This window comes from Exiguobacterium sp. s125, from assembly GCF_018618605.1.
GTDB classification, from domain to species: Bacteria; Bacillota; Bacilli; order Exiguobacteriales; family Exiguobacteriaceae; genus Exiguobacterium_A; species Exiguobacterium_A oxidotolerans.
Window position 1 is genome coordinate 927356 of sequence record NZ_JACSMI010000001.1, and the last position, 14528, is coordinate 941883.

Annotated in this window: 8 protein-coding genes and 1 pseudogene; 8 read left to right on the forward strand and 1 reads right to left on the reverse strand. The window is 46.0% G+C overall.

The annotated features are described in order from the left end of the window. Positions 1-142 precede the first annotated feature (142 nt). The 8 genes from gltB (at position 143) to KNQ05_RS04575 (ending at position 12795) form a co-directional block, all read left to right on the forward strand. Positions 143-4618 carry a glutamate synthase large subunit gene (gene gltB, locus KNQ05_RS04540; RefSeq protein ID WP_214765077.1) on the forward strand — a complete coding sequence of 1492 codons (4476 nt, stop codon included), beginning with the start codon at positions 143-145 and terminating at the stop codon, positions 4616-4618. Continuing rightward, complete coding sequence (locus KNQ05_RS04545) at positions 4618-6084, forward strand: glutamate synthase subunit beta (RefSeq protein WP_088837264.1); 1467 nt, start codon at positions 4618-4620, stop codon at positions 6082-6084. The genes gltB and KNQ05_RS04545 overlap by 1 nt, the downstream gene beginning before the upstream one ends. 146 nt (positions 6085-6230) lie before the next feature. Next, a complete protein-coding gene (locus KNQ05_RS04550) occupies positions 6231-6524 on the forward strand; it encodes a PTS sugar transporter subunit IIB (protein ID WP_214765075.1) in 294 nt (97 codons plus the stop codon). Next, positions 6517-8535, forward strand: coding sequence for a BglG family transcription antiterminator (locus KNQ05_RS04555; protein ID WP_214801796.1), 2019 nt, complete (start codon positions 6517-6519; stop codon positions 8533-8535). The genes KNQ05_RS04550 and KNQ05_RS04555 overlap by 8 nt, the downstream gene beginning before the upstream one ends. Positions 8536-8746: 211 nt before the next feature. Continuing rightward, positions 8747-10180, forward strand: a complete 1434-nt coding sequence (locus KNQ05_RS04560) for a PTS mannitol transporter subunit IIBC (protein ID WP_088837261.1) — start codon at positions 8747-8749, stop codon at positions 10178-10180. A gap of 20 nt (positions 10181-10200) precedes the next feature. After that, a complete protein-coding gene (locus KNQ05_RS04565; protein WP_088837260.1) occupies positions 10201-10638 on the forward strand; it encodes a PTS mannitol transporter subunit IIA in 438 nt (145 codons plus the stop codon). Between the two features lie 2 nt (positions 10639-10640). Then, positions 10641-11786, forward strand: a complete 1146-nt coding sequence (locus tag KNQ05_RS04570; RefSeq protein ID WP_214804475.1) for a mannitol-1-phosphate 5-dehydrogenase — start codon at positions 10641-10643, stop codon at positions 11784-11786. 211 nt (positions 11787-11997) lie between these two features. Beyond that, on the forward strand, positions 11998-12795 hold the full coding sequence (locus tag KNQ05_RS04575) for a hypothetical protein (RefSeq protein WP_214804477.1): 798 nt from the start codon (positions 11998-12000) through the stop codon (positions 12793-12795). A 229-nt stretch (positions 12796-13024) separates the two neighbouring features. On the opposite strand, the pseudogene KNQ05_RS04580 reads toward KNQ05_RS04575, so the two are convergent. Beyond that, a pseudogene (locus KNQ05_RS04580) lies at positions 13025-14386 on the reverse strand (transposase). Positions 14387-14528 lie beyond the last annotated feature (142 nt).

A 14528-nucleotide genomic window follows, 5' to 3' on the forward strand; every position in this document is an offset into this window, starting at 1 on the left:
CATTGTCTAGCCTCAGGGAATCATAAGTGATTTGGATATAATAGTTTCATTTATACATGGTGGCGAATAATCATAAAAGAGTGTAAAGTATATTTTAACTGAATATACAGAAAATTTAGAACGTGTTAAGGAGAGTGAAATTATGTCATTTCATCAATTGCCTGAACGGCAAGGTTTATATGATCCGAAGCAAGAACATGATGCGTGTGGAATCGGAGTCTATGCGCACCGAACCGGGAGACCGAGCCATGAAATCGTCGAAAATGCACTCGCGATGCTCTGTCAGATGGAGCATCGAGGCGGACAGGGGAGCGATGCGAAAACAGGGGATGGTGCCGGTGTCTTAACTCAAATTCCCGACCGTCTCTTTCGGGAGACATTTCGGAATGTAACCTTACCGAAAAAAGGAGATTATGGTGTCATGATGATGTTCCTGCCTCGGGAGGAACGGTCGAGACAGCGACTCGAACGCGCTTTAGAATCAATTATTTTATCAGAAGGACAACGGGTGATCGAGTGGAGAACGGTACCAGTCTCGAATACAGTGATTGGTGAAAAAGCACGTCAAACAGAACCGGTCATTCGCCAATGCTTCATTGAAGCGAAGGACATTGAAGGGTTGGCCTTCGAACGAACGTTATTCATGATTCGTCGTTCTTTTGAACGAGAAGCAAATCGTCTCAGGATCGAACAGTACGTGCTCAGTAGTTCGAGTGAGACTATCGTCTATAAAGGACTTGTCACTACAGATCAGCTCGGTCAGTATTTTGATGATTTACGTGATGAACGGTACCAATCGGGGTTTGCGATTGTTCACTCACGTTTTAGCACGAACACCTTCCCGAGTTGGAAACGAGCTCACCCAAACCGCTATTTGATTCATAATGGAGAAATCAATACGTTACAAGGCAATATTCAAGCGATGCGTGGACGCGAAAAAAGTCTAGCAAAAACGACGTATGGTCGCCGTGCAGATGATGTGCTCCCAATCCTCGATGAATCAGGAAGTGACTCGTCGATGCTCGATAATGCGTTTGAATTTTTATACTTGTCTGGTTTGACGTTAGCGGAAACAGCTTTAATGCTGGTTCCAGAGCCATTCGAGCATGCGGAAGTACGGCCGGCGAAACGTGCTTATTACGAGTATCACAGCAGTATGATGGAGCCATGGGACGGTCCGTCTGCCATCGTATTTACGAATGGGAAACAAATTGGCGCGACACTTGACCGAAATGGACTCAGACCTGCCCGTTATATCATGATGCGCGATGGTCACTTTATGTTGTCCTCGGAATCAGGTGTCCTCCCGATTCCGGAAAAAGAGATTTTGTATAAGAAACGTTTGATTCCTGGTGAGCTCCTCTTGCTTGACTTTGCTTCCGGTCAGCTGATTTCTGACGAAGAAGTGAAACGGGATCTTGCGATGCGTCATCCTTATGCCGAATGGTTATCAGAAGAACAGATTCAATTACCGACGTTAATGCACTCAGAAACGATTGAGGAATTAGGTACGACGCAACGTCTGTTTGGATACACGCGAGAAGATATCGAGCAATACTTGATTCCTCTCGTCGAGGAAAAAAAAGATCCGCTTGGTGCGATGGGAACGGACATCCCACTCGCTGTATTAAGTGAGCGACCACAATCGTTGTTCCGTTACTTCAAACAATTGTTTGCCCAAGTCACCAATCCACCAATCGATGCGTTACGTGAACAAATCGTCACGTCAACGATGACCTGGCTCGGGCGTCAAGGTGAACTATTGACCCCGAACCGGAAAAACTGTCGTCGGGTCCGCTTGAACTCACCGGTGCTAGTTCCGGCTGAAGCGCATGCGCTCAGTCAAACAAAGTTGAAACAAAAAACGTTATCAACATTGTTTACGAATCAAATGGAAGAAACACTTGGAACGCTCCTCGAAGAAGCGGTTCATGCCGTCGAATCGGGTTGTGAGTTGTTGATTCTTTCTGACCGGAACATTCGACCTGGAGCCATACCGATGCCAATCCTGCTCGTGACGAGTGCCGTGCATCACCATTTAATCCGTAAAGGGCTTCGGACAAACGTCAGTTTAATCATCGAAGGGGGAGAAGTCCGGGAGGTGCATCACTTCGCGGCGCTGCTCGGTTACGGAGCTGACGCAATCTACCCGTACCTTGTATATGCGACACTCGATGAAGCGATTGGTGAAAAACACGCGGACAATGCTGTTCGTTATCGTAACGCCGTGACGGAGGGGGTCGTCAAAGTCATGTCGAAGATGGGGATTTCGACCGTCTTCAGTTATCGGGGGGCGCAGATTTTCGAAGCCGTCGGGATTTCGACGGACGTCATCGATCGCTACTTTACGGGAACAGTCTCTCAACTCAGTGGTCTGTCGCTCGCTTTGATTGAAAAGGAAGCGAAACGTCAACATGAGGAAGGGACGAAACGGACGTTCTTGGAATCAGGTAGTGTCTTCCGGTACCGTAATGACGGAGAACATCATGCGTTCAATCCGGCGACGATCCATTTGTTACAACATGCTTGCCGAACTGGGGACTATCAGTTATTTAAACGGTACTCAAATCAAATTGCAGAAGAACCCGCAACCTTCCTGCGCCATTTGTTGACGTTCAAGGAAACGACACCGATTCCGCTCGAGGAAGTCGAACCCGCGAGTGAAATCGTCAAATTCTTTAAGACCGGTGCGATGTCGTACGGTTCACTATCGAAGGAAGCTCATGAAACACTAGCGATTGCGATGAACCGTCTAGGTGGTAAGAGTAACAGTGGTGAAGGTGGCGAAGAAGAGGAACGGTATCAACTCGACGAAAATGGTGACTCACGGATGAGTCGGATTAAACAGATTGCATCAGGTCGGTTCGGCGTGACGAGTCATTATTTGATCCATGCGGATGAACTCCAGATTAAAGTCGCACAAGGCGCGAAGCCAGGCGAAGGGGGACAACTCCCAGGCGAAAAAGTGTATCCGTGGATTGCGCGGGTCCGTGCTTCGACACCGGGTGTCGGTCTGATTTCACCACCACCACATCATGACATTTATTCAATCGAAGACTTGGCTCAATTGATTCACGATCTAAAGCGGGCAAATGACGAGGCGCGGATCAGTGTTAAGCTTGTCGCAAAAGGAGGCGTCGGAACGATTGCTGCCGGTGTCGCCAAAGGACTTGCCGATGTCATCGTCATCAGTGGGCATGATGGAGGAACGGGGGCTTCCCCGAAGACGAGTATCCAACATACGGGCTTACCGTGGGAACTGGGACTCGCTGAGACGCATCAAACGCTAGCCTTGAATGGTCTGCGGGAACGGGTCAGCTTAGAAACGGACGGTAAGTTACTAACTGGACGCGATGTCGTCATCGCAGCGATGCTCGGGGCGAATGAATATGGATTTGCGACAGCACCATTGATTGCCGTCGGTTGCATCATGATGCGTGCCTGTCATCTAGATACGTGTCCGGTCGGTGTCGCGACACAGGATCCGAAGTTGCGTGAAAAATTCACCGGATCTGCCGATCACGTCGTCCATTTCATGACGTTCGTTGCGGAAGAAGTTCGTGAATATTTAGCTCAACTCGGCGTCCGTAGTCTAGCGGAACTCGTCGGACGGACGGATCTTTTAATGACATCGGATCGTTTGACGAATCACTGGAAAGCAGCCAGTCTCGACTTTTCTCGACTACTTGTTCAACCAACATATGATTCGACGTCGACACAAGCGCAAGATCATGCTGTCGCGAAGTCGTTTGACCACCTTGAAATCGCTCCGTTGCTTGATCATGATGCATTTACGGAAAAACAAACATTTGCGCTTGCGATTACGAATACAGACCGGGCAATCGGTACGAATACCGGATCACGTCTGACACGGATGTTCGGAGAAATGGGCTTACCTTCCGATCGCCTAACATTGAACTTGACAGGATCAGCCGGACAAAGCTTAGGTGCATACGTGCCTCGCGGAATGACGTTGAACGTCGTCGGGGATGCTAATGATTACGTTGGAAAGGGATTATCTGGAGGAATTCTTTCGGTTCGTCCTGATATGAAGACGAGTTTTGTTTCTTCAGAGCAAGTCATCATCGGTAACGTCGCGCTTTATGGTGCGACGAGTGGGGAACTGTACGTCAATGGACAGGCAGGCGAACGGTTCGCCGTTCGAAACAGTGGTGCGACGGCAGTCGTCGAAGGAATCGGGAATCATGGCTTGGAATATATGACGGGCGGGAGTGTCGTCATTCTCGGTGACGTCGGAAAGAACTTCGCTGCCGGTATGTCAGGTGGTGTCGCCTACGTCTTACCGAAAGACATCGCGTTGTTCCGCTCGCGCGTCAATCTCGAGCTCGTCACGATGGGCGCAGTAACAGACACGGAAGAAGCGGCACGCTTAAAAACATTTATCGAACGTCATGTCGTACGGACGAACAGTGAACAAGGACATGCGATTCTTTCAAACTGGGATCATGTTTTGAGTTCGTTTATTCGTGTCATTCCGACGACCTATCAAGTCGTCACGACATTGATGGCCGATTATGCGAAAAAAGGACATAATACGGAAGAAGCGATGTTGTTAGCGTTTGAGACACACCTCGGACGCGGAACGGGAGGTCAATAATGAAAAGACGCGATAAATTCATGAGTGTTCCTCGCCAGTCCGGACGAGAGCGCGCCAGTACAGAACGGATTCAAGACTTTAATGAATATAAAGAAGCATTTTCTGAAAGTGAGGCGTCGGAACAAGCCAGCCGGTGTATGGATTGCGGAACCCCGTTTTGTCATGTCGGCGAGACCTATGGACATGTCAAAATTGGTTGTCCGGTCTACAATTTGATTCCCGAGTGGAATCTCCTCGTCGAAGAAGGAGACTTTAAAGGAGCGCTCGAGCGCCTGCATCAAACGAACAACTTCCCGGAGTTCACGGGACGTGTTTGTCCCGCACCGTGCGAAGGTTCATGTACGTTATCGATTAATGAACCGGCCGTCGCGATTAAACAGATTGAGCGTACAATCATCGATATCGGCTTTGAAAAAGGATGGGTCGTTCCGCGGGTGCCATTGAACCGGACGTCCCATCATGTGGCAGTCGTCGGTTCTGGTCCGGCAGGGCTTGCCGCGGCCGATCAATTGAATCAAGCAGGGCACCAAGTCACCGTTTTTGAACGGGAAGATCGTATCGGAGGTCTGTTGACGTACGGGATTCCGGCGATGAAGTTATCAAAAGATATCGTCGAGCGTCGTGTCGATCTGCTCAAAGCAGAAGGCATTCTCTTTAAGACCGGCGTAACGATCGGTCTTGATGTGACGCTGGACGAGCTTGAACAAGCGTTTGATGCCGTCATTCTTTGTGTCGGTGCAACGGAACCAAGAACGTTACCAAATCTTCCGACGAGCGGTGTCGGTTACGCGATGGACTATTTAACAAGCGTGACGCGCCATCTGTTGTCGAATCAATCCCTGCTTGAGCAACACGATACGCGAGGTAAAGATGTTCTCGTCATCGGTGGCGGAGATACGGGAGCGGACTGTGTCGCGACGGCACTCAGACAGGGTTGCCGTTCTGTCGTCCAGTTCGGGAAGCATGAAATGCCAGGTCAGGTCCGGGCGAACGACAACATGTGGCCGGATACACCGAACCTCTTTACACTTGACTACGGTTATGCAGAAGCATTCGATCAATTCGGACGTGATCCTCGCGAATATTTGATCGCGATCACACGTTACACGACAAGTGATTCCGGTCGCTTGACAGGGGTTTGGACGATTCATAATGAAAAAGTAAAGCAAGCAGATGGGTCAATTGAATTCCGAGCAATTGAAGGAACAGAAAAATACTATACGGTCGACTTGATGCTGATTGCAATCGGCTTCAGCGGAGTCGAGCAGACGGTCTTGAATCAACTCATCGTTGAATCAGAGCGAGGGAAAATCAAGACGAAGGGATATGCAACAAATCGGAAGGGTGTCTTCGCTGCAGGGGACGCACGGCGCGGACAGTCCTTGATTGTCTGGGCGATCCGCGAAGGGCGGGAAGTGGCAGAAGCAGTCGAACGACATCTGTCACTGATGACTCAAACGGGCTAATTCATTTAACGTCATGTATGGGAACAGTTAAGTTTCCACACATGGCGTTTTTGTTGTTCCTTAAAAAAAGTCTGAAAAATGTCTGTAGAAATTAACATTTTTAATGACACATCCGCTAGGATTAAAGAAAAGAGGTGGGTGATGACGTGAAACGTCTTAAAATCGGATTCGTCTGTGATTCTGGGTTAGTAGGGAGCGTCCTAGGAGCGAACGTGCTACGAAAGCGCCTGCGACAGGAGCAGTTGCAAGTCGATGTTCAGAGTTATCGTCTGAAGGAGGTCCCTACTGAAATACATCTGATTGTCGGACCTGAGAAGATTGTCCGCCAAGTGACGGGGGTGACGGATTATCGCGTATGCATCGTCAATCATCTGTTGTCTGAAGCGGCTTACGATGAAGTGATCACTGTATTAAGAAAAGAGTTGATTAAGGTTGATTGAGTTTTCTACACGAGAACGTGAAGTCTTATTTTATTTGTTGACAAAAACAGAGCCTGTTCAAGTCCAAGAAATTGCAGAAACGCTTGGAACGTCCGAACGGACCATTCAGCGTGAACGAGAACCGATTGCTCAAACAATTGCTTCTTTTCAGTTAGAACTGGATTATATTCGAGGAAGAGGATTAGTGCTCGTTGGGGATGAAAGTGACAAACGGAAGCTCCGAGAGGCATTGTTATTATCACATAAAGCATTACCTTCGACGGATGACCGGCAAGTTGAGCTCACTTATCGTCTCTTACAAGAACCGGGCATGATTAAATTACAGGCACTTGCGCATGCGATGTACATCGCACCGAGTACGATCAGTCAAGATTTAGAGCGGATTGATGAATGGTTTCAACAATATGATTTAGAGTTGCGGCGGAAGAAGGGGATCGGAGCTGAAGTCATCGGCGAAGAAATCAATAAGCGTCGTTTATTGCTTTCGCTTATTTTCACGCAATGGGATGTATTGTCCTTTTACCGGTTGCTCCAAGGGGATCTTAATCAATTACCCGATCTTTTGCATCCGGCGCGTAATCAGTGGGTCGAAGCAATCAATCAATCCTATGCAGTAATCGCTCCCGTAATAAAGCAACAGGAACTGAGCGACCGGTCAATTATGCGAGCCACACTTAGTTTGGCGCTCCAAGCGATTCGGATGGAAATATTTCCAATGCGCTATGAATTGAAAACGTACCCGGTCGAAGTGCTTCAACGGGTAGACATCATCGGACGACGTCTACCCTATGCGTTGACAGTTGCGGAGCGTCAATGGATTTCAGAAGAACTACGCAATTTTCAACAAGATCAACTAGACAGTTCTGAAGAATTGGTCATTCGATTGCGCGTCAAGCGATTGATTGAGGAAGTCTCTCTTTTATATGGAGAGCAGTTTACAGAAGACAGTGCCCTTGAGCGGGGACTCGTTTCCCATATCATGTCCTATACGCGACAAAACGTCATCAATCCGTCTTATGTCATCAAGCAGATCGAAAGGGAGTATCCACGGCTGTTCGATTCGGTTAAACAGGTGGCGCAAACCGTCTTTTCGGATCAAGCGTTTGCTGATCATGATTTAGCATTTTGGGTGATGCATTTTGGAGCGGTATTAAGTAGACCTGTCGTAAAAGTTCCGTATCGCGTTCTGGTCGTTTGTTCAGCAGGACTTGGCTCTTCCAAATTATTAATGAACCGGTTGCGACAAGAGTTTTTAGAACTTGATCAAATCGAAAATTCTTCCTTGTTCGGGATTGATCGTTTGAATTTAACTGATTACGACTTTGTATTATCGACGGTTCCGTTGCCGGATATCAGTCAACCACATTTACTCGTCAACCCCTTACTTCCGCAAGATGAAGTCGATCGTGTCAGAAAACTGCTTGTCTCGCTTCCGAAATCATTTAAACAACCCGCCCGAAAAGAGGTACAGGGGTGGTTAGATTTAAAACGATTAGAACAACTTGTGAAAACGGCACGTGAATTGACAGAATTTTTTTCGATTGAGTCGATTGCTTCACAGTCAGAAGGCCTAGAAGAGCTGCTTCTTGAAGTAAGTAATGTGATGGTTATGAAAGATATCGCGCATTCAGCGGTCCAGCTGTCGACACAATTGTTGCGGCGGCATGAAATGTCAGGTCTTGGAATTCCAGGAACACGGCTCGCATTATTCCATGGACGTGACAGTTCAATCAAACAGGGTGCCTTTTTAATTTTCGAGCTGAATCAAGCTATCGATTTGCTCGGAATGGATCAAGTCATCCATCCAGTTGAGCGGATTTTAGTACTTGTCGCGCCCGAACAAGCACCGGATGAACTTCTTCAATTGCTGAGTTCAATCAGTGGTGCAATCATTGAAAGTGAAGAACGGACGACTCAGTTTGAATATGGCGATGAACAACAATTGGACACCGTCCTCAATGAAACGTTCCGCAAAGTCATTGAACGGGAGTTGAATGTTACGGAAGTTTGATGTGATGAATGAATCGAATAGACAATGAAAAATGGAATTCGTCTCGTGACGAATTCCATTTTTCATTGTCCGCTGTACTATCTTTTTCACTTGTCCAACTACCTTGCCAAAACGCGAACTAGGAAAGATTGAGTAAGCGTTTGCAAGCAGTATACAATAAACATGTAGCAAAGAACGACTAACTGAATTTAATGAAATGGAGGTTATAGAGATGGCAACTGCAACTAAAGGAATCCGTGGATTACGGGTACAAGTACAACGATTTGGGAGTTTTTTAAGTGGGATGGTCATGCCGAATATCGGTGCATTCATCGCTTGGGGAATCATTACAGCACTATTCATTCCAACCGGTTGGGCTCCAAACGCAAGTTTAGCGGAGTTGGTAGGTCCGACAATCACGTATCTCTTACCGCTCTTAATTGGTTTTACTGGTGGTAAATTAATGCATGACGTTCGAGGGGGTGTCGTCGGGGCGCTCGCAACGATGGGTGTCATCGTCGGGACGGAAATTCCGATGTTCCTTGGAGCAATGATCATGGGGCCTCTCGGTGGATTCGTCATCAAGAAATTTGATCATTTCATCGAAGGAAAAGTGAAACCAGGTTTAGAAATGCTCGTTAACAACTTCTCTGTCGGCATCATCGGTGGTTTGTTGATGATTGGAGGATTTGAAATCTTCGGTCCGATCATGACTGGGTTGGATGATGTCATGGCGGCGGCAGTTGGTGCAATCGTCAGCGCACAATTATTACCACTTGCGAGTCTCTTCATCGAACCCGCAAAAATCTTATTTTTAAATAACGCCATTAACCACGGAATTTTAAGTCCACTTGGTCTCGATCAAGTCAGTGAAGCAGGAAAATCCGTTTTGTTCTTACTTGAAGCGAATCCGGGTCCAGGGCTTGGATTATTACTCGCATACTCAGTCTTTGGTTCAGGTGCAGCGAAAAAAACAGCGCCAGGTGCTGCATTCATCCAGTTCATCGGTGGGATTCATGAAATTTACTTCCCGTACGTACTAATGAAGCCAGTTCTTCTTCTCGGTATGATCGCGGGTGGAATGAGTGGGATTTTGACATTTGTTATATTTGATGTCGGTCTTGTCGCTCCGGCTTCACCAGGTAGTATCATCGCTGTTCTTGCGATGGCAGCACGTGGATCATATGTCGGCTTGATTGCGGGTGTTCTCATCTCTGCAACGGTAACGTTCGTAATTTCTGCTGTCTTACTCAAAACGAGCAAAGCGAAGGAAACGTCACTTGAAGAAGCAACGGCGAATGTCGGTGCAATGAAAGGTAAGAGTTCAATCACGTCATCACTTGTCGCAGCAGATTCTAAAAAATCACTCGCTGAAGTCGAACACATTATCTTTGCGTGTGATGCTGGAATGGGTTCGAGTGCGATGGGAGCTTCCGTTCTCCGGAATAAGATCAACAAGGCTGGCTTGCCGATTAAGGTGACGAACACGTCAATCAGTAACCTGCCAGCAGACGCAGAGTTCGTCATTACGCACCAAGATTTGACGGAACGTGCAGTCGAACAAGTTCCAGATGCAGAACATCGCTCGGTCGAAAACTTCTTGAATGCTGCATATTACGATCAGCTCGTTCAAGAAATTGAAAAGGCACGCAATAAAATTTCTTAAAAATTAGAGGGGGATTTACAATGGCAACAGCAATGAAACTAACAGAAGATATGATTTTACTCGATCAGCAATTCGATTCAGAAGAAGCGGCAATTCGTGCGGCGGGGAAACTCCTCGTCGATCACGGTTTTGTCCGCCCGGCCTATGTGGACTCGATGTTAGCTCGAAACGAAATGTCGAGTGTATATATTGGAAATCATGTTGCGATTCCACACGGTACGGAAGAAGCAAAAAGTGAAGTCGAAAAATCAGGATTATCGATTCTTCAAGTCCCGGGCGGTGTAACGTTCGGTACTGAACCAGCAAAATTAATCATTGGGATTGCTGGTGTTGGTGATGAGCATTTGGAGATTTTATCAAATATCGCAGTGATTTGCTCAGATGAAGACAATGTCGAGCAGTTGATTCAAGCGAAAACGAAGCAAGAAATCATCGAACTGTTATCGATGGAGGTGTAAAAATGAAAGCCGTTCATTTTGGAGCAGGTAATATTGGACGTGGCTTCATCGGATTACAACTTGTGAAGTCAAACTACGAAGTTTGTTTTGTTGACGTCAACACGACCGTAGTAGACGAATTAAAGTCTCGAGGCACATATGAAGTCGGCTATGCAGCTGAAGGAATGGCAAATGAGACCGTAACTGGTGTTACGGGACTCAATAGTATGACGGAAGCAAACGATGTCATCGCAGCAATTGCAGACGCAGAAATTGTTACGACGGCTGTCGGACCAGCACTGCTTTCGAAAATTGCACCCCTGATTGCTAAAGGGTTGGAAAAACGAACAAAAAATCAACCCATTTATGTCGTCGCTTGTGAAAACATGATTGGTGGATCGACACACTTACAAACAGAAGTGGCACGTCATACGACGTTAACTGAAGCTGCAAGTTATTTTCCAAATGCAGCGGTCGATCGTATTGTACCGCTTCAGCGTCATGAAGATCCGTTGTACGTTGAAGTCGAACCATTTTTTGAATGGGTGATTGAAACGAAACGATTGCCGGCAGATTATCCAGTTTTAGAAGGCGTAACATATGTCGAGGAAATTACACCATTCATCGAACGAAAGCTGTTCACTGTCAATACAGGTCATGCACTCACATCGTATCTAGGTGCATTATTCGAAAATGAAACGATTGCCCAAAGCCTGCAAGATCATCGTGTCCGACGCGGGGTCCAGACGGCTCTTTACGAAACAGGATGGTTGTTACTAGAAAAATACGGGTTTGATGCGAAAGAGCATAGTGCTTATATCCAAAAGAATATTCAACGGTTCGAAAATCCGCGGATTCATGACGAAATCGTTCGTGTTGCCCGTTCGCCAATCCGTAAACTCAGTCCGAATGATCGCCTTGTCAAACCAGCGCGCGAATTGATGGAGCGTGGCATCGAAGCGAATGGACTAGCACTCGGAATCGCAGCGGCGTTAACGTATTCTGACCCGAATGATTCGGAATCTGTTGAATTGAAAACATTTATCGAAACAAAGGGGATCGAAGAGACTTTAGTGACGTATCTTGGCCTTCAGCCGAATGAGCGTCTCGGTCAATTAATCATCAGCCAATATAATCAAATCAATGATTCAATCAATTCGCTTGCTTAAGTAGTTAGGGAAGGGTAAAGAAATCGGGCGTGCGTCCTCAGTGATGCACGCCCGATTTCTTTTTAACGATGTCTATTCTTAACATAAATGAACAAGAATTTGTATACGAGATTTGGAATATTCGAAAACGAATATTATTTCCGTCAAATAGATTGTACGCTATAGAAACGGAACCTGTCTGTTTCGATTTTTTCTATAAGAAGGTGGAAACATGCTGAATTATAAAGTGAACGTCTATATGATCAATGGTTCTCGACCAAAGAATGGGAAATCGGGTGGTTTCAAAAATTTGATTTATACGAGTCAGTTTCTTTCCTACACACCTGTCGACTTAGTGCATCAATTGATTTTAAATCGATTGATGATTGAACAAGATAAAAATACAGGATTGATGTATACACTTGAAGTCAATACCGTGATTGATCAATATGTCGTCGATGTCCGTGTTTATGCAGAAAAGACGGTTGATCCGCAAATCGAGCGTGATTTGATTGAAATCATTGAACGTGAAGAAGTCAGACACATCCCATCCCTTGAAATCGGAAAACCAGACTTTGCGGAATTCGCGCATCTCGTTCTTCATGTTAAAGAGTCAAGTTTACGGTTTACCCAAGACCGTGTACAAAGCATCTTCGACGAGTCTGGCGTTCGTGGAAGAATCATTCTTCAAAAGGAACGGATCGATAGCCATGAACCTTCGCATTCAATCCAATTGTTGATCGGTGGTTCGGAAAAAAGTTTATATAGTTTATCGCAGTACCAACTCGATCCGTTGTTCCGGAAATATGGTCTCGTGATTCAATCATTGAATTTATTGCCATTTGACTTATTTTCGATTCGGGAAAAAGTAGCGATGTTATCTTCAGCAGACGAATCACGACTATGGATTGATGATATCACGACTTCTAAGAATGGCAGAAGCCATCAAATTTGTTTTCATGATGGGCAGGAATGCATGACCGTCATCTGTGATTATCGTGGGTCGATTCGTTCGTACAAATGTTCTTGAACTACCTCCACCTACGCTACGCTAAGAGGTGGAAGGTTCCTGAGTGATCCGACCTATCGGTCGAAACTTTATCAGGCTAACCCCGTCGTTCCGACGGTTGAGAGTTAATCTTGTCAGTTTCTTTTGCACGGATGCCTACTTTGCTTGGTTTTCGCTACTTCGGTCATTCGCAAGGTGAACGTTGAAGATTTTACGTGACAGACGAACTCCCTGTCACAACCCTATATCTTCAGTTTTTAAAGAACATGACATTGATTTTATTCCTGATTTTGAGTGTTTTTGAACCAAGAATGTCGTGCAATTGACGTGTCTCAAGACACGTCGCATACATAAGACAAACCTTCATTTCCAAGTGGAAATGAAGGTTTGTCTTATGTATGCGTAAAAAATATGACACTCCATTAGGATTCCGACTGGAATCCCATGACCAATTGGCCAATTTTTTGAGGTTCAGGGCAGCAAAAGTGAGCATGGTCTGCATCGTTACTTTTTTTAACCCGCGGTAGCGAGTCCAACGCATGCCATGCTTTTCTTTCGCGTCGGCAAAGACACGTTCGATTGTCTCTTTTCGTCGGGCATACAGCTGCCTATTAACCGGTGTGTGGCGAAGGTGCTCGACTTCGTCGATTGCATCTTGCCAGACATGCCGATGAATCACTTTCTGCATCGTCTGACTTTTCGTATACCGTTCTAGAAATGGACAAGTTTCGCAGATTTTTGGATCTGATACGTACTCCCGTCTTCATTCCCGTGTAGTTGTTCGATAGACAAGCTGCTGATCATTTTCACAGAGATAGCAATCGTAATACGCATCATAATAAAAATGATACTATCGTGAATATTACCTGGTGTGACAATTGTCCCGAGGACAAAACCATTCCGATCACATGCTGTATGAAAGGAATAGGCGAATTGCTTTTCACGCTTCCCCTTCACGTAATATCCTGACTCAGGATCCGTGGTACTCTCCTTCGTCAAACGTCGATCATTCTCGTCCTTCTTCTTGGGGGTAAAACGCTTTTTTTTTTCCGTGCGCCTCACAATCATCATTGATTTCTTGTTCCAGTTCATCTTGATAAAAACGTGCTGCACGACGAACATGTTTCTTTTTATATTTCCGCTTATTCGCATTTGCTTTGACGTGTGTCGAATCGATAAACAGGACCACTGGGTCCACGAATCCAGCATCGACGCCTTGGGTCAGAATTTTGTAGAAGATATCTTCAAAAATCGTCGTGTCTTGGAAGCGTCGGACATAGTTTTTTCCGAAGGTTGAAAAATGAGGAACCTTTTCATCCAATCCAAGTCCTAGGAACCAACGATAGGCGACGTTCGTTTCGATTTCTTGGATCGTCTTCCGCATAGAAGGAATACCGAATAAATATTGAAGAAGAGCCATCTTGATTAAGAGAACAGAATCCACGCTAGGTCCTCCGTTATTTTCACAGTACAACTTTTCAACCAATGGATAGATGAATTGAGAGTCCATCACCTGATCAACCTTGCGAACCAAGTGGTCCGCAGGAACCAATTGTTCGAGTGTGACCGTAATGTTTTCAGAACGATGGGGTTGATTTCGTTTTCCCATCATGGGAAACCCTCCTTCGTGGTATATTTCTTTTACTTTATAATATGAAAGAAAGCTAAAAAAGCCTCGATTTCCGATCTAATCGCTTCCTAGTAGAAAGCAAACAGGAGCGACCCTGCAGCGAAGCGAAGCGGCGCGATGTTTG